This window comes from Methyloversatilis sp. XJ19-13 (assembly GCF_024580155.1).
In the GTDB taxonomy this organism is placed as follows: domain Bacteria; phylum Pseudomonadota; class Gammaproteobacteria; order Burkholderiales; family Rhodocyclaceae; genus Methyloversatilis.
Genome location: NZ_JANINH010000004.1, coordinates 46515 through 72930 on the forward strand (window position 1 = coordinate 46515; position 26416 = coordinate 72930).

The 26416-nt window shown below is 62.7% G+C and carries 30 protein-coding genes and 2 tRNA genes; 27 read left to right on the forward strand and 5 right to left on the reverse strand.

Going from position 1 to position 26416, the window contains the following annotated elements; genetic code table 11:
* The first annotated feature begins 29 nt into the window (after positions 1-29).
* The 27 genes from aroA (at position 30) to rpoS (ending at position 23022) form a co-directional block, all read left to right on the forward strand.
* A complete protein-coding gene (aroA, locus tag NMQ14_RS06635; RefSeq protein ID WP_257095047.1) occupies positions 30-1325 on the forward strand; it encodes a 3-phosphoshikimate 1-carboxyvinyltransferase in 1296 nt (431 codons plus the stop codon).
* Positions 1322-2020, forward strand: a complete 699-nt coding sequence (cmk, locus tag NMQ14_RS06640; protein ID WP_257094605.1) for a (d)CMP kinase — start codon at positions 1322-1324, stop codon at positions 2018-2020. Before aroA ends, cmk begins: the two co-directional genes overlap by 4 nt.
* Positions 2021-2110: 90 nt before the next feature.
* On the forward strand, positions 2111-3829 hold the full coding sequence (gene rpsA, locus NMQ14_RS06645) for a 30S ribosomal protein S1 (RefSeq protein WP_223300160.1): 1719 nt from the start codon (positions 2111-2113) through the stop codon (positions 3827-3829).
* Between the two features lie 95 nt (positions 3830-3924).
* The gene (locus tag NMQ14_RS06650) at positions 3925-4230 is read left to right on the forward strand and encodes an integration host factor subunit beta (protein ID WP_257080723.1); all 306 of its coding nucleotides are present in this window, start codon (positions 3925-3927) and stop codon (positions 4228-4230) included.
* A 12-nt stretch (positions 4231-4242) separates the two neighbouring features.
* The gene (locus tag NMQ14_RS06655; RefSeq protein ID WP_257080724.1) at positions 4243-4473 is read left to right on the forward strand and encodes a lipopolysaccharide assembly LapA domain-containing protein; all 231 of its coding nucleotides are present in this window, start codon (positions 4243-4245) and stop codon (positions 4471-4473) included.
* A gap of 18 nt (positions 4474-4491) precedes the next feature.
* A complete protein-coding gene (gene lapB, locus NMQ14_RS06660) occupies positions 4492-5667 on the forward strand; it encodes a lipopolysaccharide assembly protein LapB (protein ID WP_257080725.1) in 1176 nt (391 codons plus the stop codon).
* A gap of 3 nt (positions 5668-5670) precedes the next feature.
* Positions 5671-6630: a D-glycero-beta-D-manno-heptose-7-phosphate kinase gene (gene rfaE1, locus NMQ14_RS06665; RefSeq protein WP_257094607.1), complete on the forward strand. Its 960-nt coding sequence runs from the start codon at positions 5671-5673 to the stop codon at positions 6628-6630.
* Positions 6631-6681: 51 nt separating this feature from the next.
* Positions 6682-7341: a helix-hairpin-helix domain-containing protein gene (locus NMQ14_RS19700; protein WP_306441126.1), complete on the forward strand. Its 660-nt coding sequence runs from the start codon at positions 6682-6684 to the stop codon at positions 7339-7341.
* A 27-nt stretch (positions 7342-7368) separates the two neighbouring features.
* Positions 7369-8271 carry a cysteine synthase CysM gene (gene cysM, locus NMQ14_RS06680; RefSeq protein ID WP_257094609.1) on the forward strand — a complete coding sequence of 301 codons (903 nt, stop codon included), beginning with the start codon at positions 7369-7371 and terminating at the stop codon, positions 8269-8271.
* A 7-nt stretch (positions 8272-8278) separates the two neighbouring features.
* Positions 8279-10264 carry a hypothetical protein gene (locus NMQ14_RS06685; protein WP_257094612.1) on the forward strand — a complete coding sequence of 662 codons (1986 nt, stop codon included), beginning with the start codon at positions 8279-8281 and terminating at the stop codon, positions 10262-10264.
* A 64-nt stretch (positions 10265-10328) separates the two neighbouring features.
* Positions 10329-10496 (forward strand): hypothetical protein, encoded by a 168-nt coding sequence (locus tag NMQ14_RS06690; RefSeq protein ID WP_257094614.1) that lies wholly within the window; start codon positions 10329-10331, stop codon positions 10494-10496.
* Positions 10493-10903, forward strand: a complete 411-nt coding sequence (locus NMQ14_RS06695) for a YdbL family protein (RefSeq protein WP_257094616.1) — start codon at positions 10493-10495, stop codon at positions 10901-10903. Before NMQ14_RS06690 ends, NMQ14_RS06695 begins: the two co-directional genes overlap by 4 nt.
* A gap of 22 nt (positions 10904-10925) precedes the next feature.
* Positions 10926-11717, forward strand: a complete 792-nt coding sequence (locus NMQ14_RS06700) for a 3'-5' exonuclease (protein ID WP_257094619.1) — start codon at positions 10926-10928, stop codon at positions 11715-11717.
* Positions 11718-11778: 61 nt separating this feature from the next.
* Positions 11779-11855: transfer RNA gene (locus NMQ14_RS06705), tRNA-Val, on the forward strand.
* Between the two features lie 212 nt (positions 11856-12067).
* The gene (gene thrS, locus NMQ14_RS06710; RefSeq protein ID WP_257094621.1) at positions 12068-13990 is read left to right on the forward strand and encodes a threonine--tRNA ligase; all 1923 of its coding nucleotides are present in this window, start codon (positions 12068-12070) and stop codon (positions 13988-13990) included.
* A gap of 25 nt (positions 13991-14015) precedes the next feature.
* Positions 14016-14540, forward strand: a complete 525-nt coding sequence (infC, locus tag NMQ14_RS06715; protein ID WP_257095049.1) for a translation initiation factor IF-3 — start codon at positions 14016-14018, stop codon at positions 14538-14540.
* Between the two features lie 169 nt (positions 14541-14709).
* Positions 14710-14907 (forward strand): 50S ribosomal protein L35, encoded by a 198-nt coding sequence (rpmI, locus tag NMQ14_RS06720; protein ID WP_008062636.1) that lies wholly within the window; start codon positions 14710-14712, stop codon positions 14905-14907.
* A 12-nt stretch (positions 14908-14919) separates the two neighbouring features.
* Entirely contained in the window at positions 14920-15276 is a 357-nt protein-coding gene (gene rplT / locus NMQ14_RS06725) for a 50S ribosomal protein L20 (RefSeq protein WP_257080735.1), read from the forward strand.
* A 69-nt stretch (positions 15277-15345) separates the two neighbouring features.
* Positions 15346-16377, forward strand: a complete 1032-nt coding sequence (gene pheS, locus NMQ14_RS06730; protein WP_257094623.1) for a phenylalanine--tRNA ligase subunit alpha — start codon at positions 15346-15348, stop codon at positions 16375-16377.
* 12 nt (positions 16378-16389) lie between these two features.
* The gene (gene pheT, locus NMQ14_RS06735; protein ID WP_257094625.1) at positions 16390-18759 is read left to right on the forward strand and encodes a phenylalanine--tRNA ligase subunit beta; all 2370 of its coding nucleotides are present in this window, start codon (positions 16390-16392) and stop codon (positions 18757-18759) included.
* Between the two features lie 33 nt (positions 18760-18792).
* Positions 18793-19101 carry an integration host factor subunit alpha gene (locus NMQ14_RS06740; RefSeq protein ID WP_069039919.1) on the forward strand — a complete coding sequence of 103 codons (309 nt, stop codon included), beginning with the start codon at positions 18793-18795 and terminating at the stop codon, positions 19099-19101.
* Positions 19085-19453 carry a MerR family transcriptional regulator gene (locus NMQ14_RS06745; protein WP_257094627.1) on the forward strand — a complete coding sequence of 123 codons (369 nt, stop codon included), beginning with the start codon at positions 19085-19087 and terminating at the stop codon, positions 19451-19453. Before NMQ14_RS06740 ends, NMQ14_RS06745 begins: the two co-directional genes overlap by 17 nt.
* A 71-nt stretch (positions 19454-19524) precedes the next feature.
* Positions 19525-19601: transfer RNA gene (locus NMQ14_RS06750), tRNA-Pro, on the forward strand.
* Positions 19602-19685: 84 nt separating this feature from the next.
* The gene (gene surE / locus NMQ14_RS06755; protein ID WP_257080739.1) at positions 19686-20429 is read left to right on the forward strand and encodes a 5'/3'-nucleotidase SurE; all 744 of its coding nucleotides are present in this window, start codon (positions 19686-19688) and stop codon (positions 20427-20429) included.
* Positions 20426-21079, forward strand: a complete 654-nt coding sequence (locus NMQ14_RS06760) for a protein-L-isoaspartate(D-aspartate) O-methyltransferase (protein WP_257094629.1) — start codon at positions 20426-20428, stop codon at positions 21077-21079. Before surE ends, NMQ14_RS06760 begins: the two co-directional genes overlap by 4 nt.
* Positions 21076-22065 carry a peptidoglycan DD-metalloendopeptidase family protein gene (locus tag NMQ14_RS06765; protein WP_257094633.1) on the forward strand — a complete coding sequence of 330 codons (990 nt, stop codon included), beginning with the start codon at positions 21076-21078 and terminating at the stop codon, positions 22063-22065. The genes NMQ14_RS06760 and NMQ14_RS06765 overlap by 4 nt, the downstream gene beginning before the upstream one ends.
* 3 nt (positions 22066-22068) lie before the next feature.
* Positions 22069-23022, forward strand: a complete 954-nt coding sequence (rpoS, locus tag NMQ14_RS06770; protein ID WP_257094635.1) for an RNA polymerase sigma factor RpoS — start codon at positions 22069-22071, stop codon at positions 23020-23022.
* A gap of 297 nt (positions 23023-23319) precedes the next feature.
* On the opposite strand, the gene fliR is transcribed toward rpoS, so the two are convergent.
* The 5 genes from fliR to NMQ14_RS06795 form a co-directional block, all read right to left on the reverse strand.
* Positions 23320-24093, reverse strand: a complete 774-nt coding sequence (gene fliR, locus NMQ14_RS06775; RefSeq protein ID WP_257094637.1) for a flagellar biosynthetic protein FliR — start codon at positions 24091-24093, stop codon at positions 23320-23322.
* Between the two features lie 6 nt (positions 24094-24099).
* A complete protein-coding gene (gene fliQ, locus NMQ14_RS06780; RefSeq protein WP_069039926.1) occupies positions 24100-24369 on the reverse strand; it encodes a flagellar biosynthesis protein FliQ in 270 nt (89 codons plus the stop codon).
* Positions 24370-24382: 13 nt separating this feature from the next.
* Positions 24383-25135, reverse strand: coding sequence for a flagellar type III secretion system pore protein FliP (gene fliP / locus NMQ14_RS06785; RefSeq protein ID WP_257080744.1), 753 nt, complete (start codon positions 25133-25135; stop codon positions 24383-24385).
* On the reverse strand, positions 25132-25566 hold the full coding sequence (gene fliO, locus NMQ14_RS06790) for a flagellar biosynthetic protein FliO (RefSeq protein ID WP_257094639.1): 435 nt from the start codon (positions 25564-25566) through the stop codon (positions 25132-25134). Before fliO ends, fliP begins: the two co-directional genes overlap by 4 nt.
* 94 nt (positions 25567-25660) lie before the next feature.
* Positions 25661-26353 (reverse strand): Crp/Fnr family transcriptional regulator, encoded by a 693-nt coding sequence (locus tag NMQ14_RS06795; protein ID WP_257094641.1) that lies wholly within the window; start codon positions 26351-26353, stop codon positions 25661-25663.
* Positions 26354-26416 lie beyond the last annotated feature (63 nt).

The following is a 26416-nucleotide window of genomic DNA, read 5'->3' on the forward strand; positions in this document are numbered from 1 at the left end:
TGATGGTGCCGGCGGACCTTCCCGCTATGATGAAAAAAGAATTTCTCGACCTTCCTGCTGCCTCCACTGCTCGCGGTACGCTGCGGTTGCCAGGCTCGAAAAGCATATCGAACCGCGTGCTGCTTCTCGCCGCACTGGCGCGAGGCGATACGCTGCTGCACGACCTGCTGGCCTCCGACGACGTAGACCGCATGCTCGATGCCCTGCGCAGTCTTGCCGTGGATTGGCAACACGCGGGCGGCAACGACTATCGTGTTCACGGTACCGGCGGGCAGTTCGCGGTACGTGAAGCGGACTTGTTCCTCGGCAACGCCGGCACGGCCTTCCGCCCGCTGACCGCGGTGCTGGCGCTCATGGGGGGCGAGTATCGCCTGCACGGCGTCCCGCGGATGCATGAACGGCCTATCGGCGATCTGGTGGACGCACTGCACCAGGTCGGCGCACAGATCGATTACGAGGGCCAGACCGGATTTCCGCCGCTGCGTATCCATCCGGCGCGGTTACGGCAGGTGGAAGGCGTCAGCGTGCGCGGTGACGTGTCGAGCCAGTTCCTGACAGGGTTGCTGATGGCGCTCCCGCTGACCGGGCGTGCCATGCGCATCGACATTGATGGCGAACTGATTTCCAAACCTTATGTAGACATCACGCTGGCCCTGATGCGTCAATTCGGCGTCGACGCGCGGCGCGATGGCTGGTCATTCATCAGCCTGCCTGCTGCCGCGAAGTATGTGTCGCCCGGCGAGTGCTTCGTCGAGGGCGATGCCTCTTCGGCTTCCTACTTCCTCGCAGCGGGCGCGATCGGCGGTGGTCCGGTGCGCGTGGAAGGCGTGGGACAGGATTCGGTTCAGGGCGACGTGGCGTTCGCGCAGGCGCTCGAACAGCTGGGCGCGGTCATCCGCATGGGGCCTAACTGGATGGAGGCGTCCGCTCCGGCAAGCGGGCGGCTGCGTGCCTTCGATCTTGACCTGAACCACATTCCCGATGCGGCCATGACGCTGGCCATCTGCGCGTTGTTTGCCGACGGTCCGAGCCGGCTGCGCAACATCGCCAGCTGGCGGGTCAAGGAAACCGACCGCATTGCTGCGATGGCGGTCGAACTGCGCAAGGTCGGTGCCACGGTGGAGGAGGGCGCTGATTATCTTGCGATCACCCCGCCCAAGGCCTTCATCGCCGGTGCATCGATCGACACCTACGACGATCACCGAATGGCCATGTGCTTCTCGCTGGCTACGCTGGGTGGTGTGCCGCTGCGAATCATGGACCCCGGCTGCGTCGCCAAGACATTTCCCGGCTACTTCACTCGCTGGGCAGAGGTGGCGCGATGAGCGGCGACGTTCGGGCGCCTGTGATCGCAATAGACGGCCCGTCCGCGTCCGGCAAGGGGACGGTCGCCGCGCGCGTCGCGGCGGCGCTGGGCTTCCATCTGTTGGACAGCGGCGCGCTCTATCGGCTCACCGCCTTGGCTGCGCTGCGGCGTGGCGCGTCTCTGGACGACGGAGAAACGCTGGAAGCCATTGCTGCAGCGCTTGATGCGCGCTTCGCCGACGATGCGACCTGGCTTGCCGGCGAGGAGGTGACGGACGCAATGCGCAGCGAGGACGCATCGGTCGGTGCGTCGAAAGTTGCAGTACATCAGGGCGTACGGCGGGCCCTGCTTGAGCGACAGCGCGCGTTCCGCCAGCTGCCCGGACTGGTGGCCGACGGTCGCGACATGGCCTCCGTCGTGTTCCCCGACGCCGCGCTCAAGGTGTTCCTCACCGCCAGCGTCGAGGTCAGAGCGCACAGGCGGTATAAGCAGTTGATCGAAAAAGGTGTTTCTGCTAATCTTGAGAGTCTTTCTCAGGATTTGCGTGAACGCGACGAGCGGGACAGCAAACGAGCCAACGCGCCGCTGGTGCGCGTAGTCGATGCGATTCCGCTAGATACGAGTTCGATGTCCGCAGATGCCGCCGTCAGGATGGTTCTTGATGCGTGGGAGCAAGTGAAAGCAGGATGGCCGGTGCATCGAACTGATTCCTGATGCGCCGTTGTCCGGCAAGTGCAGCCTGCGAATGTTCGCAGGATGTTGTGTTCACCCCTAACCCGTTGCCGCGCAAGCGGCTTTTTGCCAATGTCCCAAGTTGCCCAGTCGTCCGAATCCATGGATTCCATGGAAAGTTTTGCAGCGTTGTTCGAGGAAAGCCTCCAGCGCCAGGAAATGCGCGCCGGTGAGGTCATTACCGCCGAAGTGATGCGCGTCGACAACAATTTCGTTGTCGTAAATGCCGGCCTGAAGTCGGAAAGCTATATCGCGATCGAAGAATTCCGCACGGATCGTGGCGAGCTCACGGTTGCGCCGGGCGATTACGTCAGCGTCGCAATCGAAATGCTCGAAGACGGTTACGGTGAAACCCGGCTGTCGCGCGACAAGGCAAAACGCATCGCTGCGTGGAACGAACTCGAAAAGGCGCTCGGCGACGGCACCATCGTCAAGGGTCTGGTGTCGGGCAAGGTCAAGGGCGGTCTGACCGTGATGACCAACGGCATCCGCGCTTTCCTGCCGGGTTCGCTGGTCGATCTGCGTCCGGTCAAGGACACCGCGCCGTACGAAAACAAGGAATTCGAATTCAAGGTCATCAAGCTCGACCGCAAGCGCAATAACGTGGTCGTGTCGCGTCGCGCAGTGCTCGAACTGACCGCAGGCGAAGAGCGCGAAAAGCTGCTCGAGAACCTGAAGGAAGGCACGATCGTCAAGGGCATCGTCAAGAACATCACCGATTACGGCGCATTCGTCGACCTCGGTGGCATCGACGGCCTGCTGCACATCACCGATCTGGCATGGCGCCGCGTGCGTCACCCGTCGGAAGTGCTCGCGGTCGGTGATGAAGTCGAAGCGAAGGTGCTCAAGTTCGATGCCGAGAAGAACCGCGTGTCACTGGGTCTCAAGCAGCTGGGCGAAGACCCGTGGGTGGGCATCTCGCGCCGCTACCCGCAAGGCACCCGCCTGTTCGGCAAGGTGACCAACCTGACCGACTACGGCGCATTCGTCGAGATCGAACAGGGCATCGAAGGCCTGGTTCACGTGTCCGAAATGGACTGGACCAACAAGAACATCCACCCGACCAAGGTTGTCCAGCTGGGCGACGAAGTCGAAGTGATGATTCTCGAGATCGACGAAGACCGCCGCCGGATTTCGCTGGGCATGAAGCAATGCCAGGCAAATCCGTGGGAGGATTTCTCGATGAACCACAAGAAGGGCGACAAGGTCCGTGGACAGATCAAGTCGATCACTGACTTCGGCGTGTTCATCGGTCTGACCGGTGCCATCGACGGTCTGGTGCATCTGTCCGACCTGTCATGGTCGCTGACCGGCGAAGAAGCCGTTCGCAACTACAAGAAGGGCGACGAAGTCGAAGCCATCGTGCTGTCGATCGATGTTGAGCGCGAGCGTATTTCGCTCGGCGTCAAGCAGATGGATGGAGATCCCTTCACCAACTTCATCGCCACCCACGACAAGAACAGCGTCGTGCGCGGAAACGTGAAGTCGGTCGATGCCAAGGGCGCGGTGATTGCGCTTAACGACGACGTTGAAGGCTATCTGCGCGCATCCGAAGCGTCGCGTGATCGTGTTGATGACCTGACCACTGTGCTGAACGTCGGCGACGAGATCGAAACGATGATCGTCAATCTCGACCGCAAGACCCGTTCGATCACGCTGTCCGTGCGTGCGAAGGATCAGGCAGACCAGAACGACGCGATCCAGAAGATCCAGTCCGAAGGTTCGTCGGCCAGCAGTGGCACCACCAACCTGGGTGCGTTGCTCAAGGCGAAGTTGAAGAACCCCTCCTGATCGCAGCTTGCGATTGAGGCTTGGTGACAGCGCCGCCTGCGGGCGGCGTTGTCTTGTCATCATCCGGCTCCGTGCACCTGCTCAATCGATCTGTCATGACAAAATCCGAACTGATCACCCGGCTGGCTACCCGCTTCCCGCAACTGGTGGCGAAGGATGCCGACTACGCAGTCAAGATGATTCTCGATGAAATGACGGCCGCACTGGCGCGTGGCGACCGCATCGAAATCCGTGGCTTCGGCAGTTTTTCGCTGAATCACCGGCCACCGCGCGTGGGTCGCAACCCGAAGTCCGGCGAAAAGGTTCTCGTTCCCGAGAAACGCGTGCCGCATTTCAAGGCGGGCAAGGAACTGCGCGAACGAGTCGATCAGGCACTCGCTGCTGCATCGCCCGTCTCCTGATTTCACTCGCCCATGGCCATCCTCACCTGGCTGCTGCGCATTGTCGTGTTCCTGCTGCTGCTGGGCCTTGCTGCGCGCAACAGCGATCCGGTCACTGTGCGCTGGTTCTTCGGCCACGAGTGGCGCATCGAACTGTCGGTCCTGCTGCTCGCATTGTTCGTGCTGGGCGTGTTGCTTGGTGCGTTTGCAGGCTGGACGCATGCGCGCAAGCAGTCTGGCCCGACTCCAACCTCGGCTGACTGAGTCGGCTACCCACTGAACATGGACATCGAACTTTGGTGGTTGCTCGCGCTGCCACTCTTCTTCGGACTCGGCTGGCTGGCTGCGCGCATCGATATCCGCCATCTGGTCAGCGAATCCAGAGCGTTGCCGCGCTCCTATTTCGCCGGCTTGAACTTCCTGCTGAATGAACAGCCGGATCGCGCCATCGAGTCCTTCATCGAAGCGACCCGCAGCGATCCGCAAACCACTGAGCTGCAATTCGCGCTCGGTAATCTGTTCCGTCGCCGCGGCGAGACCGACCGTGCCATCCAGATTCACCAGGCGTTGGTGAAGCGAGAGGACATCAAGCCGGAGTTGCGCCTAAATGCCCGGCTGGAACTGGGGCAGGACTATCTGAAGGCCGGTCTGCTCGATCGCGCCGAAGAAGTGTTCGTCGGACTGCGCAATACGCCGCTCGACATGGCGGCCCTGCACCACCTGCTCGACATCTACCAGCAGGAAAAGGAGTGGGCGAAGGCGATCGAGATTGCACGCGCCTTGCCGCCGGGCGAGTCGCACCGTGCGCAGAAGGACATTGCCCAGTTCCTTTGCGAGCTCGCCACCCATGCGCTTGCGCAGTCGCGTTACAGCGATGCCCGGCCGCTGCTTGAGGACGCGCTGGCCACGCACCGCAAGTGCGTGCGTGCGCTGGTATTGATGGGCGACCTTCACGCTGCCGAGCAGCAATGGGAACTGGCGATCGAACAGTGGCAGCGGGTCGAACAGCAGAATCCTGTCTACCTCGCCCTGGTCGCCGGCCGTCTTGCTGACGCCTATCGCAAGCTTGGGCGCGAACGTCAGGGCATCACGTTGCTGAAGAGCTATCTTGAACGCCACACTTCGCTCGATCTGCTCGACGTCGTGTTCAAGGAGGAACTCGACACGGAAGGGCCGGCCGGTGCGCTCGCGCTCGTGCGCGATGAATTGCGCCGCAATCCGACGCTGCTCGGCCTCGACAAGCTGCTTGAGGCACAGATGCAGACGCTGCCGCCGGAGTCGCGCACCGATTCCGATCTGATGAAGGGCATCATCCATGCGCACACGCGTCGCGTGGCGCGTTACCGTTGCGATACGTGCGGCTTCAAGGCGCGCCAGTTTCACTGGCGCTGCCCGGCCTGTGGCGGCTGGGAAACCTATCCGCCCAAACGTACCGAAGAATTCGACCTCACGCCCTGATCGATGCGCCTTTCGCCCTCCAGCTTGTCGTTGCCAGACACCTCTCGTGCGCGCATCCTTGTCGCCGGCGATGTGATGCTGGACCGCTACTGGTTCGGCGACGTGCAGCGTATTTCGCCAGAAGCACCGGTGCCGGTGGTGAAGATCGACCGGGTGGAGGAGCGGCCGGGCGGTGCGGCCAACGTCGCGCGCAACTGCGCCGCACTGGGCGCACACGTAAGTCTGTTGTCGGTGGTGGGTGCCGACGAGGCAGCCTGCACGCTGCGCGAACAGATGAAGTCGGCGGACATCGATGCCAGCCTGCATGAAGACACCGCCTTGTCGACCACGATCAAGCTGCGTGTGATCGGCCGCCAGCAGCAACTGTTGCGCATCGATTTCGAGAACATGCCCACGCATGAAGTGTTGCGCGCCAAGCTTGATGAGTTTGCACGCCGGGTGAACGACGCGGATCTGGTGATCCTGTCCGATTACGGCAAGGGCGCGCTGTCGAATATCCGCGACATGATGGAAATCGCCCGAACCGTCGGCAAGCCCGTGCTGGTCGATCCCAAGGGCGACGACTATTCGCGCTACGCAGGCGCCACGCTGCTGAAGCCGAATCGAAACGAGTTGCGTGAGGTCGTCGGACGCTGGCTGGACGACGACGACCTTGCGCGCCGCGCGCACACGCTGCGTGACGAACTGAATCTTGGTGCGCTGCTGCTGACCCGCTCGGATGCCGGCATGAGCCTGTACGACGGCAGCGGTGTCATCCACGAACCGGCGCTCGCACGTGAGGTATATGACGTGAGCGGCGCAGGCGACACGGTGATCGCCACGATGGCTGTCATGCTCGCGGCGGGCAGTTCGATGCCCGATGCGATGCGGCTGGCGAACCGTGCAGCGGGCATCGTCGTTGCGAAGCTCGGCACTGCGGTATGCTCGCTGGACGAATTGGCGGCCGATCTGCGTCACACCTGATCCGACGGTCGCGCGACGTCCGTCTTTCGTCTGCCTGTGGAGTTTTACGCCATGCGTCGCCTGATCTGCTTTCTGCTGCTTTGCCTCGCCGCCCCCTGGGCGCTGGCCGCGCTCGATCTGAATGTCGCCACCGAAGCTGAGCTCGATGCATTGCCCGGCGTCGGCCCGAGTCGCGCTCAAGCCATCATCGAGCACCGTTCGAAGAATGGCCCGTTCGCCTCGGTGGAAGACCTGCGCAATGTGAAGGGCATCGGCGACAAGACATTCGCCGAACTCAAGCCGCTGCTCACCGCCGGGGCCGGGGGCGGTGCAGCGACGTCCGAAGCGACCGCGAGCCCGCCCTCTGTCGTACCTGCCTCTGCTGGGTTTCCTTGGTGGATTGTCGGGGTGATCGTGCTCGTCGCAGTGATCGGCGTCGTGGTGATGCGTCGCCGTGTTTCACCTTCAGTGGTTCAGACGCCTGCTGCAGCACCGCTACCGGAGGCGCAGGCGCCAGCTGCAACGCAGGTGCGATCCGCGGGATCGCCACCGCCGCGTCCGGCGGGCGGTACAGCGGGCACCCCGCATGCACCGCCGACGCGCCCGGCAGGCGCACCACCGAGACCCGCCGGCAGTCCTCCCGCCCAGCCGTTGGCCGATCCAGCGGCCGCGACGTCCGCCGCGCCGCCGAGGCCGGCAGGCGCCCCCCCCAAACCGGCCGGCTCACGCTGAATCCGCCCTACAGACTTCAAGGCAGCCATGCACTACAAGACACTCGAAGATTTCGTCGGCAATACACCGCTGGTTCGGCTGCAGCGTATTCCGGGCGCTGACAATGCGCGCCGTGGCAACGTCATCCTGGGCAAGCTGGAGGGAAACAATCCGGCCGGTTCGGTCAAGGACAGGCCGGCGCTGTCGATGATCCGTCGTGCCGAAGAGCGCGGCGACATCAAGCCGGGTGACACGCTGATCGAGGCGACCAGCGGCAACACCGGCATCGCCCTGGCCATGGTGGCGGCGATGCGCGGTTACAAGATGATTCTGGTCATGCCCGAGAACCAGAGCATCGAGCGCCGCCAGAGCATGGCCGCCTACGGTGCCGAACTGGTGCTGACGAGCAAGGCGGGCAGCATGGAACTGGCGCGCGATGTGGCGGAGAAGATGCGCGACGAAGGTCGCGGCATCATCCTCGACCAGTTCGCCAATCCGGATAATCCGCGTGCCCACATTGAGGGAACTGGCCCGGAGATCTGGCGCGATACCGAAGGTCGCGTCACCCATTTCGTCAGCTCGATGGGCACCACCGGCACCATCATGGGGACCTCGACCTTTCTGAAGTCCAAAAATCCGGACATCCAGATCGTAGGCTGCCAGCCTGAGGAAGGTGCGCAGATTCCGGGCATCCGCAAGTGGCCGCAAGCCTATCTGCCGAAGATCTACGACGGCGCGCGCGTCGACCGGCTGGAGTATGTCGGTCAGGCTGCAGCCGAGGACATGACGCGCCGTCTGGCCGCGGAAGAGGGTATTTGCGCAGGCATCAGTTCCGGCGGTGCACTGGTTGTCGCCTTGCGCATTGCAGCAGAGGTCGAGAATGCGACCATCGTCACCATTGTCTGCGACCGCGGTGACCGCTATCTGTCTACGGGTGTATTTCCCTCCTGAACGACTGTTGCGGCCGCTGCGCCGCTGCGCGGCAGCGCTGATTCTGCTCGGTGCCCATTCATCGCCGCAGGCGGCTATCGAACTGCGCTTCGAGTCACTGTCGGCAGCTGCCGTCGAATTGATCGACGTGCGCATTGCTGCAGCCGGGCTGGATGGTGGCCGCGCAAGCATCACTGCGTCACGTGCACTTGTCGCCGGGCGTGCGCTGCAGCGTGTCAAACTCGAATGCGGCGACTTCGCGGTGCTGCCTGAAATGCATTGCAGAGGAGGGCGACTGAGCGCCGAAGGTTACGGTCCTTGGCCGGTCGAGTTCAGCCTTCGCGGACCTCAACGCGCGCTGCGCGCAGACATCCACCTGAACGCCGAAGTCACGGCAACGGTGACCGGAGAGCTGGCTGGCAGCTTGCCGCAATTGCGGCTGGTGTCGTCCGGCGTGCCGCTTGCATTCCTGCTCGGCGAACTTCCGGCGTTGAAACCTTACGTGCCAGCCGGTACGGTTGATGTCGACGCCACATTGGTGCTGAAGGTCGCCGAACGGTCACCCCGATTGCGTGCCACGCTCGCTCTACGCGACGGACGTTTCGGCTCGGCAGACGGTTTGCGTGCAGCGGATTCGCTTTCGGCGGTCATGGATATCGACGTGCAGCGCGACGGCCCGGATTGGCGCGGCACGCTCGTAACCGACTGGCGCGGCGGCGAATTGCTGTGGGACAGCGTCTATCTGACGGGAGGCGGCAGCGTGCTGTCGGCGGATTTCAGATTGTCGCCGTCAGCACTGGATCTGACTGCGCTCGCGCTTGATCTTGCCGGTATAGGGCGTCTGACCGGCGACGCCACACTGGATCGCGCAAGTGTCGCGCTGCGCGCGGCGCGCGTGCAGGGTGCCGAACTCGACCTGAAGCTGCTCAACGAACGCTTCGTTCAGCCACTGTTTGCCGCGCGGGGCTGGCCGGCATTCGTCATGCAGGGGTACGCGGATGTGGCAGCCCGGCTTGATCCCGCCGGGTTGCACAGTGCGAAACTGATCGTACGCGGTGGCCACGTGAGTGACGCAGCCGGACGGTATTCGCTGCAGCAACTGGACGCAGACCTGCCGTGGCAACGTGACGCTGCGGCACGCATGCACATCACCGCGGGCGAAGGGCGATTCGGCCGTGTGCCAGTCGGCCGCTTCGCGCTCGACGCCGACGTGGCACCCGATCATGTGGCTGTTCAGCCGGTGCGCATCCCGTTGCTCGACGCCGGCCTTCAGCTGAATCTGCTGCGCTTCGAACGCGTGGACGGCCGGTGGACCGGTGACCTGTCGGCCGACCTTGAACCGCTGTCGATGCCGGAACTGACGCAGGCACTCGGCTGGCCGCGCATGGCCGGAAGTGTCGGCGCCAGCGTGCCGCACGTGCGCTGGCGCGATGGCGTGCTGTCACTGGACGGCCAACTGATGATCCAGGTGTTCGGCGGTTACATCGCCGCGAGCGGTCTGCAGGTGATCGAGCCCTTCGGCACGACACCGCGTGTACTTTCCGACCTGCAGATGCGTTACGTCGATCTGGACGCGCTGACCGAAACCTTCAAGTTCGGTCGCATCACCGGTCGGCTCGACGGGGATGTCACCGGGCTGGAATTGTCGCGCTGGGTGCCAGTGGCGTTCGATGCGCGCGTGCGTTCGAGTGAGGGTGACTATCCGCGGTCGATCAGCCAGCGCGCTGTGGACAGCATCACTGCGCTGGGGGGCTCGGGTGCGACTGCGGCGATCCAGCGTACATTCTTGGGTGTGTTCGAACGCTTCGGATATCGGCGCATCGGGGTGTCTTGTCGATTGCGCAATGGCGTGTGCGAGATGGATGGGCTGAGCACCCGGAACGGCGGATTCGTGCTGATCGAGGGGGGCGGTGTGCCGGCGCTCAGCGTGGTTGGCTACAATCGACGCGTCGACTGGCAGGTGTTGCTGGAACGGCTGGCGCGCGTGACCGAAACGAAACCGGTGCTTCAATGAGGTGGACATGAACAGGTCGCATACACACAAGGCGCTCACACGCCAGTCACCCCCGCGCAGGTCGATGGTCATCGCACTGGTCGCCTCTGCGCTGCTCGCGGGCTGCGTCACCATCAACATCTACTTTCCCGCCGCTGCGGCGGAAAAGGCCGCCGATCGCATCATCGACGAGGTCTGGCAGCTGAAGAACGGCAGCCAGACCCCGGCGACACCGGAAGGGAAACAACCATGAAGACAATGCACCGCATTGTTCTGCTTTGCCTGTTTTATGCGGGCGCGGTCTGGGCGCAGGGCAACCTGGAAATCAACACGCCTGCGATCAGCCAGCTGCGCGATGCGATGCAGGCACGCCACGCGCAGCTCGCACCGCACTACGCATCCGGCGCGCTGGGACTCACCGCCGATGGGCGGATCGCGCTGCGCGATGCCAATGCGGTGCCGCTGGCACAGCGCCAGGCGGTGCAGGGGCTGGTGGCGCAGGAAAATGGCGATCGCGATGCGCTTTATCGCGAAATCGCGCGCGCCAACGGTCATCCCGAATGGGAGGCGGATATCCGCTCCACCTTCGCGCAACGCTGGATCGGGCGTGCCCAGAGTGGCTGGTATGTCCAGTCCGGCGGGCAGTGGTCGCGCAAATAACTTCAATCCTCACAGGACAGACATGGCCGCCGTACTCGTATTCGACATCGAAAGCATTCCGGACATCGCCGGTATCCGCCGGCTGCATCAGCTGCCGGACGAGCTGTCCGACTCGGAAGTGGCCGAGTTCGCCTTTCAGCAACGCAGGGCCAGCGTCGGCCACGATTTCCTGCCGCTGCATCTGCAGCGCGTCGTCGTCATCTCGTGCGCATTGCGCGATGCGCGGTCTCTGAAGGTGTGGTCGCTGGCCGAGCCGGAGAACGGTGAAGGGCAGATCATCCAGCGCTTCTACGAAGGTATCGAGCGGCTGACGCCGCAGATCGTGTCCTGGAACGGCGCCGGTTTCGATCTTCCGGTGTTGCACTACCGCGGTCTGATCCACGGTGTCACCGCGCCGCGCTACTGGGAAATGGGCGAGGGCGATGGCCCGGATGCGCGTGAATTCAAGTGGAACAACTACATCAGCCGATATCACTCGCGGCATCTTGACCTGATGGATCTGCTGGCGCTGTATCAGGGTCGTGGCAATGCGCCGCTGGATGAACTCGCCAAGCTGATCGGTTTCCCGGGCAAGCTGGGCATGGACGGTTCGGCCGTGTGGGGGGCGTGGCAGCGCGGCGAGATTGCGCAGATCCGCGATTACTGTGAAACGGATGTGCTCAACACCTTCCTCGTGTTCCAGCGCTTCCAGTTGATGCGCGGCGTGCTCGACCGCGCGCAGTACGATGCCGAAATCGCTTTCGTGCGCGATTGGCTGGCAGCACAGCCGGGTGCGCACTGGAAAGAGTATCTGGCCGCCTGGCAGGCGCCGTGAAACAGCGTGCGAAATTTGTCTTGAGTCGCGCCGGATTCCGGCTATACTTGCGCGCTCTTTTAGGCGCGTAGCTCAGCTGGTTAGAGCACCACCTTGACATGGTGGGGGTCGTTGGTTCGAGTCCAATCGCGCCTACCAACATTCGCTGCAGGTTTTGAAAGGTTGCGTTATGACACCGCGAACGCGTTTCACTCCGGTACCTATCGCTGTCTGAGGCCTGCAGATCAAGACGCACGGAACGATGATTTCGTTCAAGCGTGTGCAAATTGAAAAGTGCGGCTCAGGCCGCACTTTTTTTTTCGTCCCGAGTTTTCGTTACACCCCCGTTACCGTTTTCCGGAGCAACGCCAATGGTCAATATCACCCTGCCGGATGGTTCGGTCCGCAGCTTCGAGGCTGCAGTCACCGTACGCGACGTTGCGGCATCCATTGGCGCCGGTCTGGCCAAGGCGGCGCTCGCCGGTCGTGTCGATGGCAAGCTGGTGGATACCTCTTTCGTGATCGAAGGTGACTCGCAACTGGCTATCGTCACCGACCGCGATGCCGACGGCCTGGACATGATCCGCCATTCAACGGCCCACCTGCTCGCGTATGCAGTGAAGGAGCTGTTCCCGGACGCTCAGGTGACCATCGGTCCGGTGATCGAAAACGGCTTCTATTACGATTTTTCCTACAAGCGCCCGTTCACGCCGGAAGATCTGGCGGCGATCGAGCAGCGCATGACCGAGCTGTCGAAGAAGGACATTCCCGTGTCGCGCGAGGTATGGCAGCGCGACAAGGCGGTCGACTTCTTCAAATCGATCGGCGAGCACTACAAGGCGGAAATCATCGCGTCGATTCCGGCCGATCAGGATGTGTCGCTGTATCGCGAGGGCGAATTCATCGATCTGTGCCGGGGTCCGCACGTGCCGTCGACCGGCAAACTCAAGGTGTTCAAGCTGATGAAGGTGGCCGGGGCCTACTGGCGCGGCGATGCGAAGAACGAGATGCTGCAGCGCATTTACGGTACGGCCTGGGCGAAGAAGGACGAGCAGGACGCCTATCTGCACATGCTCGAAGAGGCAGAAAAGCGCGACCACCGGAGACTGGGCAAGCAGCTTGACCTGTTTCACATGCAGGAAGAAGCGCCCGGCATGGTGTTCTGGCACCCGAAGGGCTGGGTCGTTTGGCAGCAGATCGAGCAGTACATGCGTCAGGTGCTCGACGAAGCCGGTTATCGCGAGGTGAAGACGCCGCTGATGATGGACCGTGTCCTTTGGGAGAAGTCCGGCCACTGGGAAAACTACCGCGAGAACATGTTCACCACTGAGTCGGAAAAGCGCGATTACGCGGTGAAGCCGATGAATTGCCCGGGCCACGTACAGATATTCAATGCGGCGCTGCATTCCTACCGCGATCTTCCGCTGCGTCTGGCTGAATTCGGCTCATGCCATCGCAATGAGCCGTCCGGCGCGCTGCATGGCCTGATGCGGGTACGTGGCTTCGTGCAGGACGACGCACACATCTTCTGCACCGAAGCGCAGATCACTTCGGAAGTCACGGCCTTCAACGAATTGCTGCTGCGCGTCTATCGCGATTTCGGCTTCCATGATCTGGCAGTGAAGCTTTCCCTCCGACCGGCCAAGCGCGCGGGCTCCGATGACGTGTGGGATCGCGCGGAAGCGGGTCTGCGCGATGCTCTGCTCGCGTCCGGCATGCAGTGGGAAGAACTTCCGGGCGAAGGCGCCTTCTACGGCCCGAAAATCGAATACCACATCAAGGACGCAATCGGCCGGTCGTGGCAATGCGGCACACTCCAGCTCGATTTCGTGCTGCCGGAGCGTCTTGACGCCGAGTACGTCGCCGAGGACAACGGCCGTTACCGGCCCGTGATGCTGCATCGAGCGGTGCTCGGTTCGCTTGAACGCTTCATCGGCATCCTGATTGAAAACCATGCCGGCAACTTTCCGCTGTGGCTGGCGCCGGTCCAGGTCGTCGTGATGGGTATCACGGAGGCGCAAGCGGATTACGTCCAGGAAGTCACGAATGCTTTGCGCGCTGCGGGTCTGCGCGTCGAATGCGATTTGCGCGGGGAGAAAATTAACTATAAAATCCGCGAACATAGTCTGCAGAAGCTGCCTTACCAGGTCGTCGTGGGCGACAAGGAAAAGGCGGCAAAAATGGTGGCCGTGCGTGCCCGGGGAAATACGGATCTCGGGCAGATGACCCTGAGCGATTTCATGCAGCGTCTCGCTGAAGAAATCGCCACACGGGGAATCGATCGCACGGCCTGATTTTTTTCGCCTCGGGAGTACGAGCATCAGTCAGCAAAAATCGCAGCGCCTCAATTCGGAGATCAACGCCCCGGAAATACGTCTTGTTGGCGAAGAGGGTGAGCAACTCGGTATCATGTCTGCCCGTCAGGCATTGACGATGGCGGAAGAAGCCGGTGTGGATCTGGTCGAGATTGCGCCGCTCGCCAAGCCGCCGGTCTGTCGTCTGATGGACTTCGGCAAGTTCAAGTACCAGGAAGCGAAGCGCGCTGCCGAGGCGAAATCGAAGCAGAAGCAGATTCAGATCAAGGAAGTGAAGTTCCGTCCGGGAACGGACGAGGGCGATTACCAGATCAAGTTGCGCAACTTGTCGCGTTTTCTTCAGGATGGCGACAAGGCGAAGGTCACGCTCCGTTTTCGCGGTCGGGAAATGGCGCACCAGGAGTTCGGCATCCGCCTGCTGGAACGTGTGAAGGCCGATCTTGAAGCGCTGGCGGTGGTTGAGCAGTTTCCGAAGCTTGAAGGACGTCAGTTGATCATGGTGCTGGCACCGAGCAAGAAGAAGGTCTGATTCACTCAGCCTGAAGAAGAATCTGCCGGACCTGAAGTCCGGCGATGCGTGAGGTTTTGCCTCGCGTCGCCGCGGTTGAACAATCGCGGCACAACAAGTGTTCACGGGTATGAAAGTGCTGCGAAAGGTTCGCGGTCACCTGTGAAGATGACATAAATGGAGTTTTGTCATGCCCAAGATGAAGACCAAGAAGGGCGCTGCAAAGCGCTTCAAGGTCAGGGCGAGCGGCAGCATCAAGCGTTCGCAGGCGTTCAAGCGCCACATCCTGACGAAGAAAACCACCAAGTCGAAGCGCCAGCTTCGCGGTATGACGGCGGTGCATGCGACGGACGACGCACGCGTTCGCAACATGCTTCCCTACGCATAAGGAGCCCACGAGATGCCCAGAGTCAAACGTGGTGTAACGGCACGCGCCCGTCACAAGAAGGTACTGGATCAGGCCAAGGGTTACCGCGGTCGTCGCCATAGCGTCTATCGCATCGCCAAGGAAGCGGTGATGAAGGCAGGCCAGTACGCCTACCGTGACCGCCGCCAAAGGAAGCGTCAATTCCGCGCGCTGTGGATCGTGCGTATCAACGCCGCTGCACGCGAAGTGGGTCTGACCTACTCGAAGCTGATCAACGGCCTGAACAAGGCGTCGATCCAGGTCGATCGCAAGGTGCTCGCAGACCTCGCCGTATTCGACAAGGCTGCGTTCGCGGCGATCGCGAATCAGGCCAAGGCCCAGCTCGGCTAAACGTGTTGCACGCAAAAAAGGGAGGCCTGGCCTCCTTTTTTTGTCCCCATATTGTTCGGATTCAAGTCGATGAGTGATCTGGAAGCGCTTGTTTCACAAGCGGAAATCGATTTTTCTGCGGCGGCGGACGCCGTGGCGCTGGAACAGGTCAAGGCGCGTTTTCTCGGCAAGTCCGGTAGCCTGACCGAATTGCTCAAAGGCCTCGGCAAGCTCGACCCCGACGCCCGCAAGCTCGCCGGCGCGGCAATCAATATTGCCAAGCAGCGGGTCGAGGCAGCGCTTGAAGCGCGCCGTGAGGCATTGCGCAAAGCCGCACTCGAAGCCCGCCTGGCGGAAGAGTCACTCGACGTGACCTTGCCCGGACGCGGCCATGCGAAGGGCGGTCTGCATCCGGTGACCCGCACGCTCGAACGCATTGAAGCGTTGTTCCGCGGCATCGGCTTCGATGTGGCGGATGGCCCGGAGATCGAAACCGACTTCCATAACTTCACTGCGCTGAACACGCCGGAAAACCATCCGGCGCGTTCCATGCACGACACCTTCTACCTGGAGAGGGCGAGTGATGTGATGCTGCGCACCCATACCAGCCCGATCCAGGTGCGTTACATGCAGGCGCACGTCGCGCGTCATGCAGGCGCGGCAACGATGCCGGAAATCCGCATCATTGCGCCCGGCCGCGTCTATCGCGTCGATTCCGATGCCACGCACTCACCGATGTTTCACCAGGTCGAAGGCCTGTGGGTTGGCGAGTCGGTCAGCTTTGCCGACCTGAAGGGCGTGGTGAGCGATTTCCTGCATCGCTTCTTCGAAGCCGATCGTCTCGACGTGCGCTTCCGGCCCTCCTTCTTCCCATTCACCGAGCCGTCAGCGGAAATCGACGTCGCATTTCCGAGCGGACCGCTGGCGGGTCGCTGGCTGGAAATCGCCGGCTGCGGCATGGTGCATCCGAATGTGCTGCGCCATTGCGGCATCGATGCCGAACGTCATACCGGCTTTGCGTTCGGCTTCGGGCCCGACCGCCTGACCATGCTGCGTTATGGCATCAATGACCTGCGCCTGTTCTATGACGGTGATGTGCGTTTCCTGAGCCAGTTCCGCTGAGGTTTTTGCCCGATGAAATTTTCAGAGAAATGGTTGCGCGAGTTCGTTGACCCGGCCATCGATACGCAGGCGCTGTCGCACCTGCTGACCATGGCGGGTCTCGAAGTCGAGGAACTTGATCCGGTGGCAGCCGCCTTTCACGGCGTTGTCGTGGCGGAAGTACTGTCCGTTGCACCGCATCCGGATGCCGATCGCCTGCGTGTCTGCAGCGTGAATGCGGGCGGCGAGCCGCTGCAGATCGTGTGCGGTGCGCCCAACGTAGCCGCCGGCATGAAAGTGCCGTGCGCCACGGTGGGGGCCAGTCTGCCGGGTATCGACATCAAGCGGGCGAAACTGCGCGGCGTTGAAAGCAACGGCATGCTGTGTTCTGCGCGCGAACTCGGGCTGTCGGAAGATCATGGCGGCCTGCTCGCGCTTCCCGTCGATGCGCCGGTAGGCACAGACATCCGGCATTACCTTGATCTTGACGACAACGCTTTCGTCATCAAGCTCACACCGAACCGCGCAGACTGTTTCGGCATGCTGGGCATCGCGCGCGAAGTGTCGGCGCTGACCGGTGCGCCGTTGTGCTTGCCGGAGATCGTCGCCGCGCCGGTCACGCTGACCGAGGTGCTGCCGGTCAGTATCGAGGCGGCAGATCTGTGCGGCCGTGTTTCGGGCCGTGTCATTCGCGGCGTAAATGCCCGCGCAGCCACGCCGGAGTGGATGAAGCGCCGGCTGGAGCGCGCCGGCATGCGTTCGATCTCCGTACTGGTCGACATTTCCAATTACGTCATGCTGGAGTTGAACCGACCGAATCATGTGTTCGATCTCGATCGCGTGAAGAGTGGCCTTACAGTGCGTTGGGCGCGCGAGGGCGAACAACTCGTGTTGCTGAACGAGCAGACCATCACGCTGACACCGGACTGCGGCGTCATCGCCGACGGGAGCGGCGTCGAAAGCTTCGCCGGCATCATGGGCGGCGCATCGACTGCGTGCTCGCTTGATACACGCAATGTCTATGTCGAGGCGGCGTTCTGGCAACCTGATGCCATTCAGGGTCGTGCCCGCCGCTATGCGTTCTCCAGCGAGGCCGCTCACCGGTTCGAACGAGGCGTCGATTTTGCAGATACCGTGGCCGGCGTCGAGCGCGTCACGCAGCTCATTCTCGAACTGTGCGGCGGCGAAGCCGGCCCGATTGATGACCGCATCACCATGCTGCCGTCGCGTGAGCCGGTACGTCTGCGCCCGTCGCGTGTGTCCCGTGTGCTCGGTTTGCCATTTGGAGACGACGCCATCGAAGCCTGTCTTCAGCGCATGGCGCTGCCCTTTGCACGCGATGGCAATGATTTCATCGTGCAGCCGCCGACCTGGCGCTTCGATCTGCGTATCGAGGAAGACCTGATAGAGGAACTGGCCCGTCTGCACGGTTACGACAATATCCCGACCCATCCGCCGGTCGGCCGACTGGCCATGCCGGAGTTATCCGAAGGACGTCGAAGCGCATCGAATGTGCGCCACCTGCTGGCTGATCGCGATTTTCAGGAAGTGATCAACTTCGCATTCGTAGAGCGACGCTGGGAAACTGATTTTGCCGGCAACGACACGCCGGTTGTGCTGGCCAACCCGATCGCGAGCCAGATGTCGGTCATGCGCTCGACGCTGATCGGTGGTCTGGTGGACAACGTGGTGACCAACCGTCGCCGTCAGCTCGATCGCGTGCGGGTGTTTGAAATCGGCCGCTGCTTCGCACACGACGCGCAGGCGGTGCCGGTCCCGGGTTTCGCGCAGACGCTGCGCGTCGCCGGGCTCGCGTGGGGGGCGGCGCAAGCGGAGCAGTGGGGCGCCGCGGCACGTCCGACCGATTTCTTCGATGTGAAGGGCGATGTCGAGGCGCTGGTGTTGCCTTGTCAGGCAACCTTCGTTCCTGCGCGCCATGTGGCGCTGCATCCTGGGCGCTCGGCATCGATCAGTCTGAACGGACACGTGATCGGATTCATTGGTGAATTGCATCCGGAACTGGTGCAGCGCTACGAATTGGTGAGCGCACCGCTGGTATTCGAATGCGATCTCGAACCGCTGCTCGGCAGTGCAGTACCGGCGTACCAGACCGTGTCCAGGCAGCCTGCAGTACGGCGCGATCTGGCGCTGCTGGTGCCGCGTTCGACACCGCTTTCTCGGGTGCTGGAGGGGCTTCGCAGCGCTTCGCCGGCCATCGTGCAGGACATCGCCCTGTTCGACGTATATCAGGGTAAAGGCATATCGGATAACGAAAAAAGCTTTGCTTTCCGTATAGTTATGCAAGATACTCAACGTACTTTGGCGGACGCTGAAGTCGATGCGACCGTTGATCAACTGGTGATGTATGCACAGCTTGAGTTCGGTGCAAAGCTGCGCGCCTGAGGCGGCAGGGCGACAGGGTTACGAGGAAGCCGCATGACCACACTGACCAAAGCCGAACTGGCGGAAATGCTGTTCGAACAGGTAGGACTGAACAAACGCGAGGCGAAGGATATGGTCGAAGCATTCTTCGACGAAATCCGTGATGCGCTCGAAAGCGGTGACGGCGTCAAGCTGTCTGGCTTCGGCAACTTCCAGTTGCGCGACAAGCCGCAGCGCCCGGGGCGCAACCCCAAAACCGGTGAGGAAATTCCGATTACCGCGCGCCGGGTCGTCACTTTTCATGCGAGCCAGAAGCTGAAGGCGGCCGTCGAGGGCATCGATTACGATGGAAACGACGAGTAAGGAGCCGCTGGTTCTGCCAGCGATTCCCGCCAAGCGTTACTTCACGATCGGCGAGGTAAGCGAACTGTGTGGCGTCAAGCCGCATGTGCTTCGCTACTGGGAGCAGGAGTTCACCCAGCTCAAGCCAGTGAAGCGACGCGGCAACCGGCGTTATTACCAGCATCATGAAGTGCTGCTGGTTCGCCGCATCCGCCAGCTCCTCTATGAAGAAGGCTTCACCATCAGCGGTGCACGTAATCGTCTCGACGATTCCGATCCTCGTTCGGGTGCCGCACCGGGTGCCGCGGGCAACGACGTCGACGTGGCAGAGTTGCGTGCGGCACTTCAGGACATTCTCGATCTGCTCGAGTGACGCGCGGTTGCCGATTTTTGCGGGGCTTTCGGCTCAAGTCAGCCTGCCCCTGATATAATTTTCAACTGAGTCGGGGCGTAGCGCAGCCTGGTAGCGCACTTGCATGGGGTGCAAGGGGTCGTGAGTTCGAATCCCACCGCCCCGACCAATTCTTCTTGCTTCAATCTGCTGTGGCTCATTTGTTGCGACGTCGGTTGCAACATCGCGCCGCAACATTCGCCTTCCGTTTCCCATGCGCATTCTGTTGTCCAACGACGACGGTTATTTTGCTCCCGGCCTCGAGGCGCTTGCACGGGCTCTCGGCGAGGTTGGAGACGTGACCGTAGTGGCGCCCGAGGCTGACCGCAGCGGCGCCAGCAACTCCCTGACACTTGACCGTCCGCTCATCCTGCGTCGTGCGCGCAACGGTTTTCATTATGTCAATGGCACGCCGACAGACTGCGTTCACCTCGCAGTGACCGGTATGCTCGATCACCTGCCCGACATCGTCGTGTCGGGGATCAATGACGGCGCCAACATGGGCGACGACACGATCTATTCGGGTACCGTTGCGGCGGCGACCGAAGGGTTCCTGCTCGGTGTGCCGGCGATTGCCATGTCGATGACGCGCAAGGGCAGCGCGCATTACGATACCGCTGCGCGCATTGCGTGCGATCTGGTGCGCCGGCTGACCGATCGTCCCTTTGCAACACCCGTGTTGCTCAACGTCAATGTGCCTGATCTGTCATTCGACGCCCTCAAAGGCGTCCAGGTGACACGGCTTGGCCGGCGGCACAAGGCCGAACCAGTGGTGCGAACCACCAATCCGCGAAACGAAACCGTCTATTGGGTCGGCGCTGCAGGTGCAGCTCAGGATGCCGGGGAAGGCACCGATTTTCACGCCACGGCCCATGGATTCGCATCGATCACGCCGCTGCAGATCGACCTGACCCACATGGCCCAGATGGGGCAGGTGCGCGACTGGCTGGGCGCATGACGGCAGCGGACGCAAGTCTGAGCCTGACGCGTGCGCGTACCCGGATGGTTGAACGGCTGCGTGTTTCGGGCATCCGCGACGAAGGCGTTCTGGCTGCAATGCAGTCCACACCGCGCCACCAGTTCATCGAAGAGGCACTCGGTACGCGCGCCTATGAGGACACTGCGCTGCCGCTCGGCTTCCAGCAGACCATTTCGCAGCCCTTTGTCGTCGCGCGCATGATTGAACTTCTGCGTGCTGGCGGACGTCCTCTCGGCAAGACGCTTGAAGTTGGAGCCGGGTGTGGATATCAGGCGGCAGTTTTGTCGAAGCTCGCCAGCGATGTCTATGCCATCGAGCGCATTGCGCCGCTGCTGGAACGTGCCAAGCGAAACCTGCGTCCCTTGCGGCTGCCGAATGTTCGCCTGAAACACGCCGATGGCATGATCGGCCTGGCTGCCGAGGCGCCGTTCGATACAATCATCGTCGCTGCTGCTGCGGCGGCGGTGCCCAAGGCCTTGCTCGATCAGTTGGCTGAAGGCGGGCGACTCGTGATTCCCGTCGGCACCGCTGACCAATCGCTGAGATTGATCGAAAGACAGCCGCATCGCTATGTCGAATCGAAACTGGACGCGGTGCGCTTCGTGCCGCTGTTGCCGGGGGTTGAATGAATAGATCGTTGTTCGTGGTGCCGGTGTTGTGTTTGCTGCTTGCGTCGTGCGCAGGCACGCGGCCGGCGCCGGTTGAGGTCCGTCCGCCGGTGGGTGCGGCACCCACTTCGGCACCGGCCACGCCCCCCCCCGCCGCCGCACAACGCCCTGGTGTACATGTCGTCGCCAAGGGCGACACGCTGTTCAGCATCGCGCTCGAATATGGTCAGGACTGGCGCGATCTGGTGATCTGGAACCGACTCGAAAACCCCAACCTGATCAAGCTCGGGCAGGAATTGCGTATTGCCGCACCGGAGGGTGGTATGGAAACCCGCCCGATCGCCGCACCGGGTGTTGAGTCGCGGCCCCTGGACACGCCTGCCCCGAGCGCGCCGGCGGTGACCGAGCCGCTTCCCGCGACAGCGGACGCGATGCTCAAGCGCGAACCACGCGGCGGCGTTGAGCCGTATTCCGAAGCGGCACTCGACCGCATTCGTTCGGCCGGAATCACGCCTCAACCGCCGCGTGCAGCCGTCGCGGCCACAATGCCCGCTCTGCCGGCCTCTACAGCCGGTGCTGCACCGACCAGCGCACCTGCCATCGTGACACCGCCGGACGCTGCACGTATGGAAGACGGCGTCGAGTGGAGCTGGCCGGCGAGCGGCCGCATCATCGGACGCTTCGGCGAAGGCAGCAACAAGGGCGTCGATGTTTCAGGTCGTACCGGCGACCCGGTTCTGGCTGCGGCCGGCGGTCGCGTGGTGTATGCGGGCGATGCCATGCGCGGTTATGGCAAACTGGTCATCGTCAAGCACGACAATACGTTTTTGTCCGCTTACGCGCACAACAGCAAGATACTGGTTCAGGAACGCGACACGGTGAAGCGCGGTCAGCGTATCGCCGAGATGGGCGACAGCGACACCGAAGCCGGCAAGCCCCGACTGCACTTCGAAATACGGCGCCAAGGGAAACCCGTCGATCCGATGAAGTATCTGCCACCGAGATAACCCATGTCCGATCTTTCGCAACCCGAGGACGCTGAACCGGCTGAGCCCGTCGACGACGATGCCGTCGCGGGCGAGCTGGATGGCGTCGAGGTCGCGGCCGAACCGGTCGAAGCGCCCGAGGCGGAATTCCTCGGCGATGCCACCCAGCTCTACCTGAACGAAATCGGTGCCAACCCGCTGCTGACGCCGGAGGAAGAACTCGCCCTGTCGCGCCGTGTGCGTCTGGGTGATTTCGAAGCGCGCCAGACCATGATCGAGCGCAACCTGCGCCTGGTCGTGAATATCGCAAAACACTACCTGAACCGTGGCATGCCGCTGCTTGACCTCGTGGAAGAGGGCAATCTCGGCTTGATCCACGCGCTGGAAAAGTTCGATCCGGAGCGCGGCTTCCGCTTCTCCACCTACGCCACGTGGTGGATACGGCAGAACATCGAGCGCGCGATCATGAACCAGTCGCGCACCATACGGCTGCCGGTGCATGTGGTGAAGGAACTGAACCAGGTGCTGCGCGCCATGCGCAATCTGGAAGCGCGCAGCGGTGGCGATTGCTGCGCCGAAGACATCGCAACCTTGCTGGCCAAGCCGGTCGAGGACGTGCGGCACATTCTTTCGCTGAACGAACACACTGCTTCGCTCGATGCGCCGCTCGACATCGATCCTTCGCTTTCGATCGGTGAGTCGCTTGCCGACGAAAATCAGGAAGGGCCGGAGGAGCAGATCCAGAACGCCGAAATCGGCAGCCTCGTGCAGGCCTGGATCGCCCAACTCAACGACAAGCAGCGTACGGTGATCGAGTATCGTTACGGCATCAACAACCGTGAAATCGCCACCCTGGAAGAGCTGGCCGACCAGCTCAGCCTGACGCGCGAACGGGTGCGCCAGATCCAGCTCGAAGCACTTGCACAGCTACGCAAGATCCTGCGCCGGGCGGGTGTGTCACGCGACGTGCTGCTGTAAGCGCCGTCAGGGATGCCTTTCAGCGCCGGCTTTTGCATGCTCGGCAGGTTCTAAAGCGGCAGCGCAATGCGCTGCGACACCCCTGAGCTCGGGAGGCTGGCTTTGCACAGCCGGCCCGTTCAGCAGGCGGCGGGCAATGCCCGCCGAAACCCCTGAGCTCGGGAGGCTGGCTTTGCACAGCCAGCCCGTTCAGCAGGCGGCGGGCAATGCCCGCCGAAACCCCAGAGCTCGGGAGGCTGGCTTTGCACAGCCGGCCCGTTCAGCAGGCGGCGGGCAATGCCCGCCGAAACCCCTGCTTCACCCCATTGCCAGTTGGGCTACGGTTTCGAGTCCGTACTCGAACATGCGCTGCATCGCTGGTGCGATGAAGGACAGTGACAGCATCAGCATCACGAAGCCGGCGATCAGCGTCACCGGAAAGCCGATGGCGAACAGGTTGAGCGCCGGTGCGGCGCGCGTGAGCACGGCCAGTGCGATATTCACGACCAGCAGCGCCGCGATCAGCGGCAGCGCCAGCATCAGGCCGGCGGAAAACACCGTGCTGCCCCAGCGCGCGATGGCCAGCCAGCCATTGGCTGGAAACAGGTCAGCACCGACTGGCCACCACTCGAAGCTGCTGCCCAGCACGGCCAGCAGCATCAGATGGCCATTGATCGAGAGGAAGATCAGCGTTGCCATCAGGCCGAGGAATTCCGCGATCACCGGAGACTGGGATGCGTTGTCCGGGTCGTAGAACATAGCGAAACCCAGACCCATCTGCAGGCCGATCAGCTCGCCGGCCAGATCGACCGCCGCGAACACGATGCGTATCGTGAAGCCGAGTGCGATGCCGATCAGCATCTGCTGCACCAGTGCCATCGTGCCGGGCCATGTTCCGACACTGAGCCCGGACGGCGGCAGCGTCGGCACGATGGCGAAGGTGATCAGCAGGCCGAGCGCGAGCCGGGCGCGCATCACGAAGGCGCGGTTGCTGAAAACCGGCGCCGCGGCGATCAGTCCCATCACCCGCGCCAGCGGAAACAGGAAACTCGCCATCCACAGGTCCAGCTGGGCGGCGGTGACCGAAATCATTAGCGACTAGCCGAGAAGCGACGGGATCGACGAATACAGCCGGCGCATGTAGTCGGTCATGATGGTGATCATCCACGGGCCGCCGATCACCAGCACGGCGAACACCGCGATCAGCTTGGGGATGAACGAAAGTGTCATTTCGTTCACCTGGGTGGCAGCCTGGAAGATGCTGACGATCAGGCCGGTGATCAAGGCCGCGCCCAGCATGGGTGCGGACACGAGAAGCAGGGTTTCGACGGCGTGACGGCCGATGTCGACAACGGTGGTGGGCGTCATGGCGGGCAGTCCTTCATATCTGGCCGAAACTGGAAACAAGCGTGCCGAGGATGAGGTTCCAGCCATCCACCAGCACGAACAGCATGAGCTTGAACGGCAGCGACACGATGACCGGCGACATCATCATCATGCCCATCGACATCAGCACGGATGCGACCACCATGTCGATGATGATGAAGGGAATGAAGATGATGAAGCCGATCTGGAACGCCGTCTTCAACTCTGATGTCACGTAGGCGGGCACGACCACGCGCATCGGCAACTGCTCCGAACTGGCGACCTTTGGGGTGTTCGACAGACGCATGAACAGCTCGATGTCCGGCTCGCGCACCTGCTTCAGCATGAAGGTTTTCAGCGGTTTGGCGCCCGCGTCGAGCGCCTGTTCGAAGCCGATGCGGTTTTCGCTCAGCGGCAGATAGGCCTCGGCGTAGATCTTCTCGCCGACCGGCGCCATGATGAAAAAGCTCAGGAACAGCGCCAGACCGATCAGCACCTGGTTGGGCGGACTGGTCTGCGTGCCCATGGCCTGACGCAGCAGCGACAGCACGATGATGATGCGGGTGAAGCTGGTCATCATCAGCATGACCGCCGGCAGGAAGGACAGGCTGGTCAGCAGCAGCAGGGTCTGGATGGACAGTGACCAGTTGGTGCCACCGCCTGCGGCCGGCGTGCTGGTCAGTGCGGGCAGGGCCTGTGCCCACGTGTCCGGGGCCGCGACGGCGCCCAGTGCGGCAAGCCCAAGTGCCGGAAGCAGGCGTCGCGTCATGACCGACCTGCTTTCAGTTTCGCCAGCAGGGCGCCGAAGTCCGCCGCGACCGGCTTTGCATCGGTGCCGGCCGGACTGATCTCTCCGCGCGGCAGCGTCGCGATGCCGGTGACCGAGCCGGGCGCTACGCCGACCACCAGCCAGTGTTCGCCGATTTCCAGCAGGATCACACGTTCGCGCGATCCCACAGCGATACCGCCGACGGTGCGGATCGGTGCGCTGCCGGTCAGGCGACCGCCGGACAGGCGGCGCAGCAGCCACAGCACGGCGAACAGTGTCGCCAGCACGACACCGAGCGCGCCGACCATCTGCATGACCGCGCTGGCGCCGCTGGCGGGTGCCGCAGTGGCTGTAGCCGCAGGGGTGTCTGCCGCGTGTGCGGCCGCACTGGCGCACAGCGCCGTCAGCCAGAACAGGAGAGCTGCTTTCATGCTCGACAGGCTAATGCGTGCACCCTGCCGGTCAGCGCAGGAATAGACGCGTTTTCGGGCGGCAATTTCCACCGCCCGGATACTGAAGTCCTGGTCAGCCCTGGTCAGCTGCCAGCGCGGTCAGCGCTTCGCGGTCCACCACCTCGAGACGGCCGCGCGCCAGCGTGATCCAGCCTTTGCGTTCCCACTGTTTCAGGATGCGGCCAACCGGCTCGCGTGTGCTGCCCAGATCGGTCGCGATGCGGCTCTGCGTGTCTTCGACCGGCGAACCGCCATCGGTGCGCGCCAGTACCAGATCGGCCAGGCGCGCGTCGAGACGGCGGAATTTCAGCTCGTCAAGCAGGGCGATCATGTCCGACAGCAACCGGCCATAGTGTTCGAACACGAACTGGCGGAACACGTCAGACGTATTGAGCAGCGTGCGGAAGGTGGCACCGGCGATCGCCACTTCGCGCAAGTCTGTTTCCGCCGTGCTGGCGGCCGGGTAACGCGACACTCCCAGCAGGCAGGACGTGGTGAGCACGCAGGAGTCGCCCGGCCCGACGCGGTACAGCAACACTTCCCGCCCATTTGCCGACAGCCTCTGGATGCGCGACCAGCCGTCGATACGCAGGATGAAGTTGTTGCAGGCGTCGCCTTCGCGATAGCCGATTTCGCCCGCTGCCAGCCGCACCTCGAAACTGTTGTCCAGCAGTTCCTCGCGCGCAGCCGGTTCGAGTCGCGCCAGTGCGGGGAAGTGCGTTACCCAGTCGCGCCAGTGTCCTGGCGCGCCGATGTAGCGGGTCATTGTGCCGTCCTCCGTGGTGAGTCGCGTTGTTTCGACGGGAGTCTATCCCGCTCGTATCGGCTG

Coding starts and splice junctions, on each gene's coding strand:
- aroA (WP_257095047.1), top strand. CDS start 30: ATGAAAAAAGAATTTCTCGACCTTCCTGCTGCCTCCACTGCTCGCGGT.
- cmk (WP_257094605.1), top strand. CDS start 1,322: ATGAGCGGCGACGTTCGGGCGCCTGTGATCGCAATAGACGGCCCGTCC.
- rpsA (WP_223300160.1), top strand. CDS start 2,111: ATGTCCCAAGTTGCCCAGTCGTCCGAATCCATGGATTCCATGGAAAGT.
- NMQ14_RS06650 (WP_257080723.1), top strand. CDS start 3,925: ATGACAAAATCCGAACTGATCACCCGGCTGGCTACCCGCTTCCCGCAA.
- NMQ14_RS06655 (WP_257080724.1), top strand. CDS start 4,243: ATGGCCATCCTCACCTGGCTGCTGCGCATTGTCGTGTTCCTGCTGCTG.
- lapB (WP_257080725.1), top strand. CDS start 4,492: ATGGACATCGAACTTTGGTGGTTGCTCGCGCTGCCACTCTTCTTCGGA.
- rfaE1 (WP_257094607.1), top strand. CDS start 5,671: ATGCGCCTTTCGCCCTCCAGCTTGTCGTTGCCAGACACCTCTCGTGCG.
- NMQ14_RS19700 (WP_306441126.1), top strand. CDS start 6,682: ATGCGTCGCCTGATCTGCTTTCTGCTGCTTTGCCTCGCCGCCCCCTGG.
- cysM (WP_257094609.1), top strand. CDS start 7,369: ATGCACTACAAGACACTCGAAGATTTCGTCGGCAATACACCGCTGGTT.
- NMQ14_RS06690 (WP_257094614.1), top strand. CDS start 10,329: ATGGTCATCGCACTGGTCGCCTCTGCGCTGCTCGCGGGCTGCGTCACC.
- NMQ14_RS06695 (WP_257094616.1), top strand. CDS start 10,493: ATGAAGACAATGCACCGCATTGTTCTGCTTTGCCTGTTTTATGCGGGC.
- NMQ14_RS06700 (WP_257094619.1), top strand. CDS start 10,926: ATGGCCGCCGTACTCGTATTCGACATCGAAAGCATTCCGGACATCGCC.
- thrS (WP_257094621.1), top strand. CDS start 12,068: ATGGTCAATATCACCCTGCCGGATGGTTCGGTCCGCAGCTTCGAGGCT.
- rpmI (WP_008062636.1), top strand. CDS start 14,710: ATGCCCAAGATGAAGACCAAGAAGGGCGCTGCAAAGCGCTTCAAGGTC.
- rplT (WP_257080735.1), top strand. CDS start 14,920: ATGCCCAGAGTCAAACGTGGTGTAACGGCACGCGCCCGTCACAAGAAG.
- pheS (WP_257094623.1), top strand. CDS start 15,346: ATGAGTGATCTGGAAGCGCTTGTTTCACAAGCGGAAATCGATTTTTCT.
- pheT (WP_257094625.1), top strand. CDS start 16,390: ATGAAATTTTCAGAGAAATGGTTGCGCGAGTTCGTTGACCCGGCCATC.
- NMQ14_RS06740 (WP_069039919.1), top strand. CDS start 18,793: ATGACCACACTGACCAAAGCCGAACTGGCGGAAATGCTGTTCGAACAG.
- NMQ14_RS06745 (WP_257094627.1), top strand. CDS start 19,085: ATGGAAACGACGAGTAAGGAGCCGCTGGTTCTGCCAGCGATTCCCGCC.
- surE (WP_257080739.1), top strand. CDS start 19,686: ATGCGCATTCTGTTGTCCAACGACGACGGTTATTTTGCTCCCGGCCTC.
- NMQ14_RS06760 (WP_257094629.1), top strand. CDS start 20,426: ATGACGGCAGCGGACGCAAGTCTGAGCCTGACGCGTGCGCGTACCCGG.
- NMQ14_RS06765 (WP_257094633.1), top strand. CDS start 21,076: ATGAATAGATCGTTGTTCGTGGTGCCGGTGTTGTGTTTGCTGCTTGCG.
- rpoS (WP_257094635.1), top strand. CDS start 22,069: ATGTCCGATCTTTCGCAACCCGAGGACGCTGAACCGGCTGAGCCCGTC.
- fliR (WP_257094637.1), bottom strand. CDS start 24,093: ATGATTTCGGTCACCGCCGCCCAGCTGGACCTGTGGATGGCGAGTTTC.
- fliQ (WP_069039926.1), bottom strand. CDS start 24,369: ATGACGCCCACCACCGTTGTCGACATCGGCCGTCACGCCGTCGAAACC.
- fliP (WP_257080744.1), bottom strand. CDS start 25,135: ATGACGCGACGCCTGCTTCCGGCACTTGGGCTTGCCGCACTGGGCGCC.
- fliO (WP_257094639.1), bottom strand. CDS start 25,566: ATGAAAGCAGCTCTCCTGTTCTGGCTGACGGCGCTGTGCGCCAGTGCG.
- NMQ14_RS06795 (WP_257094641.1), bottom strand. CDS start 26,353: ATGACCCGCTACATCGGCGCGCCAGGACACTGGCGCGACTGGGTAACG.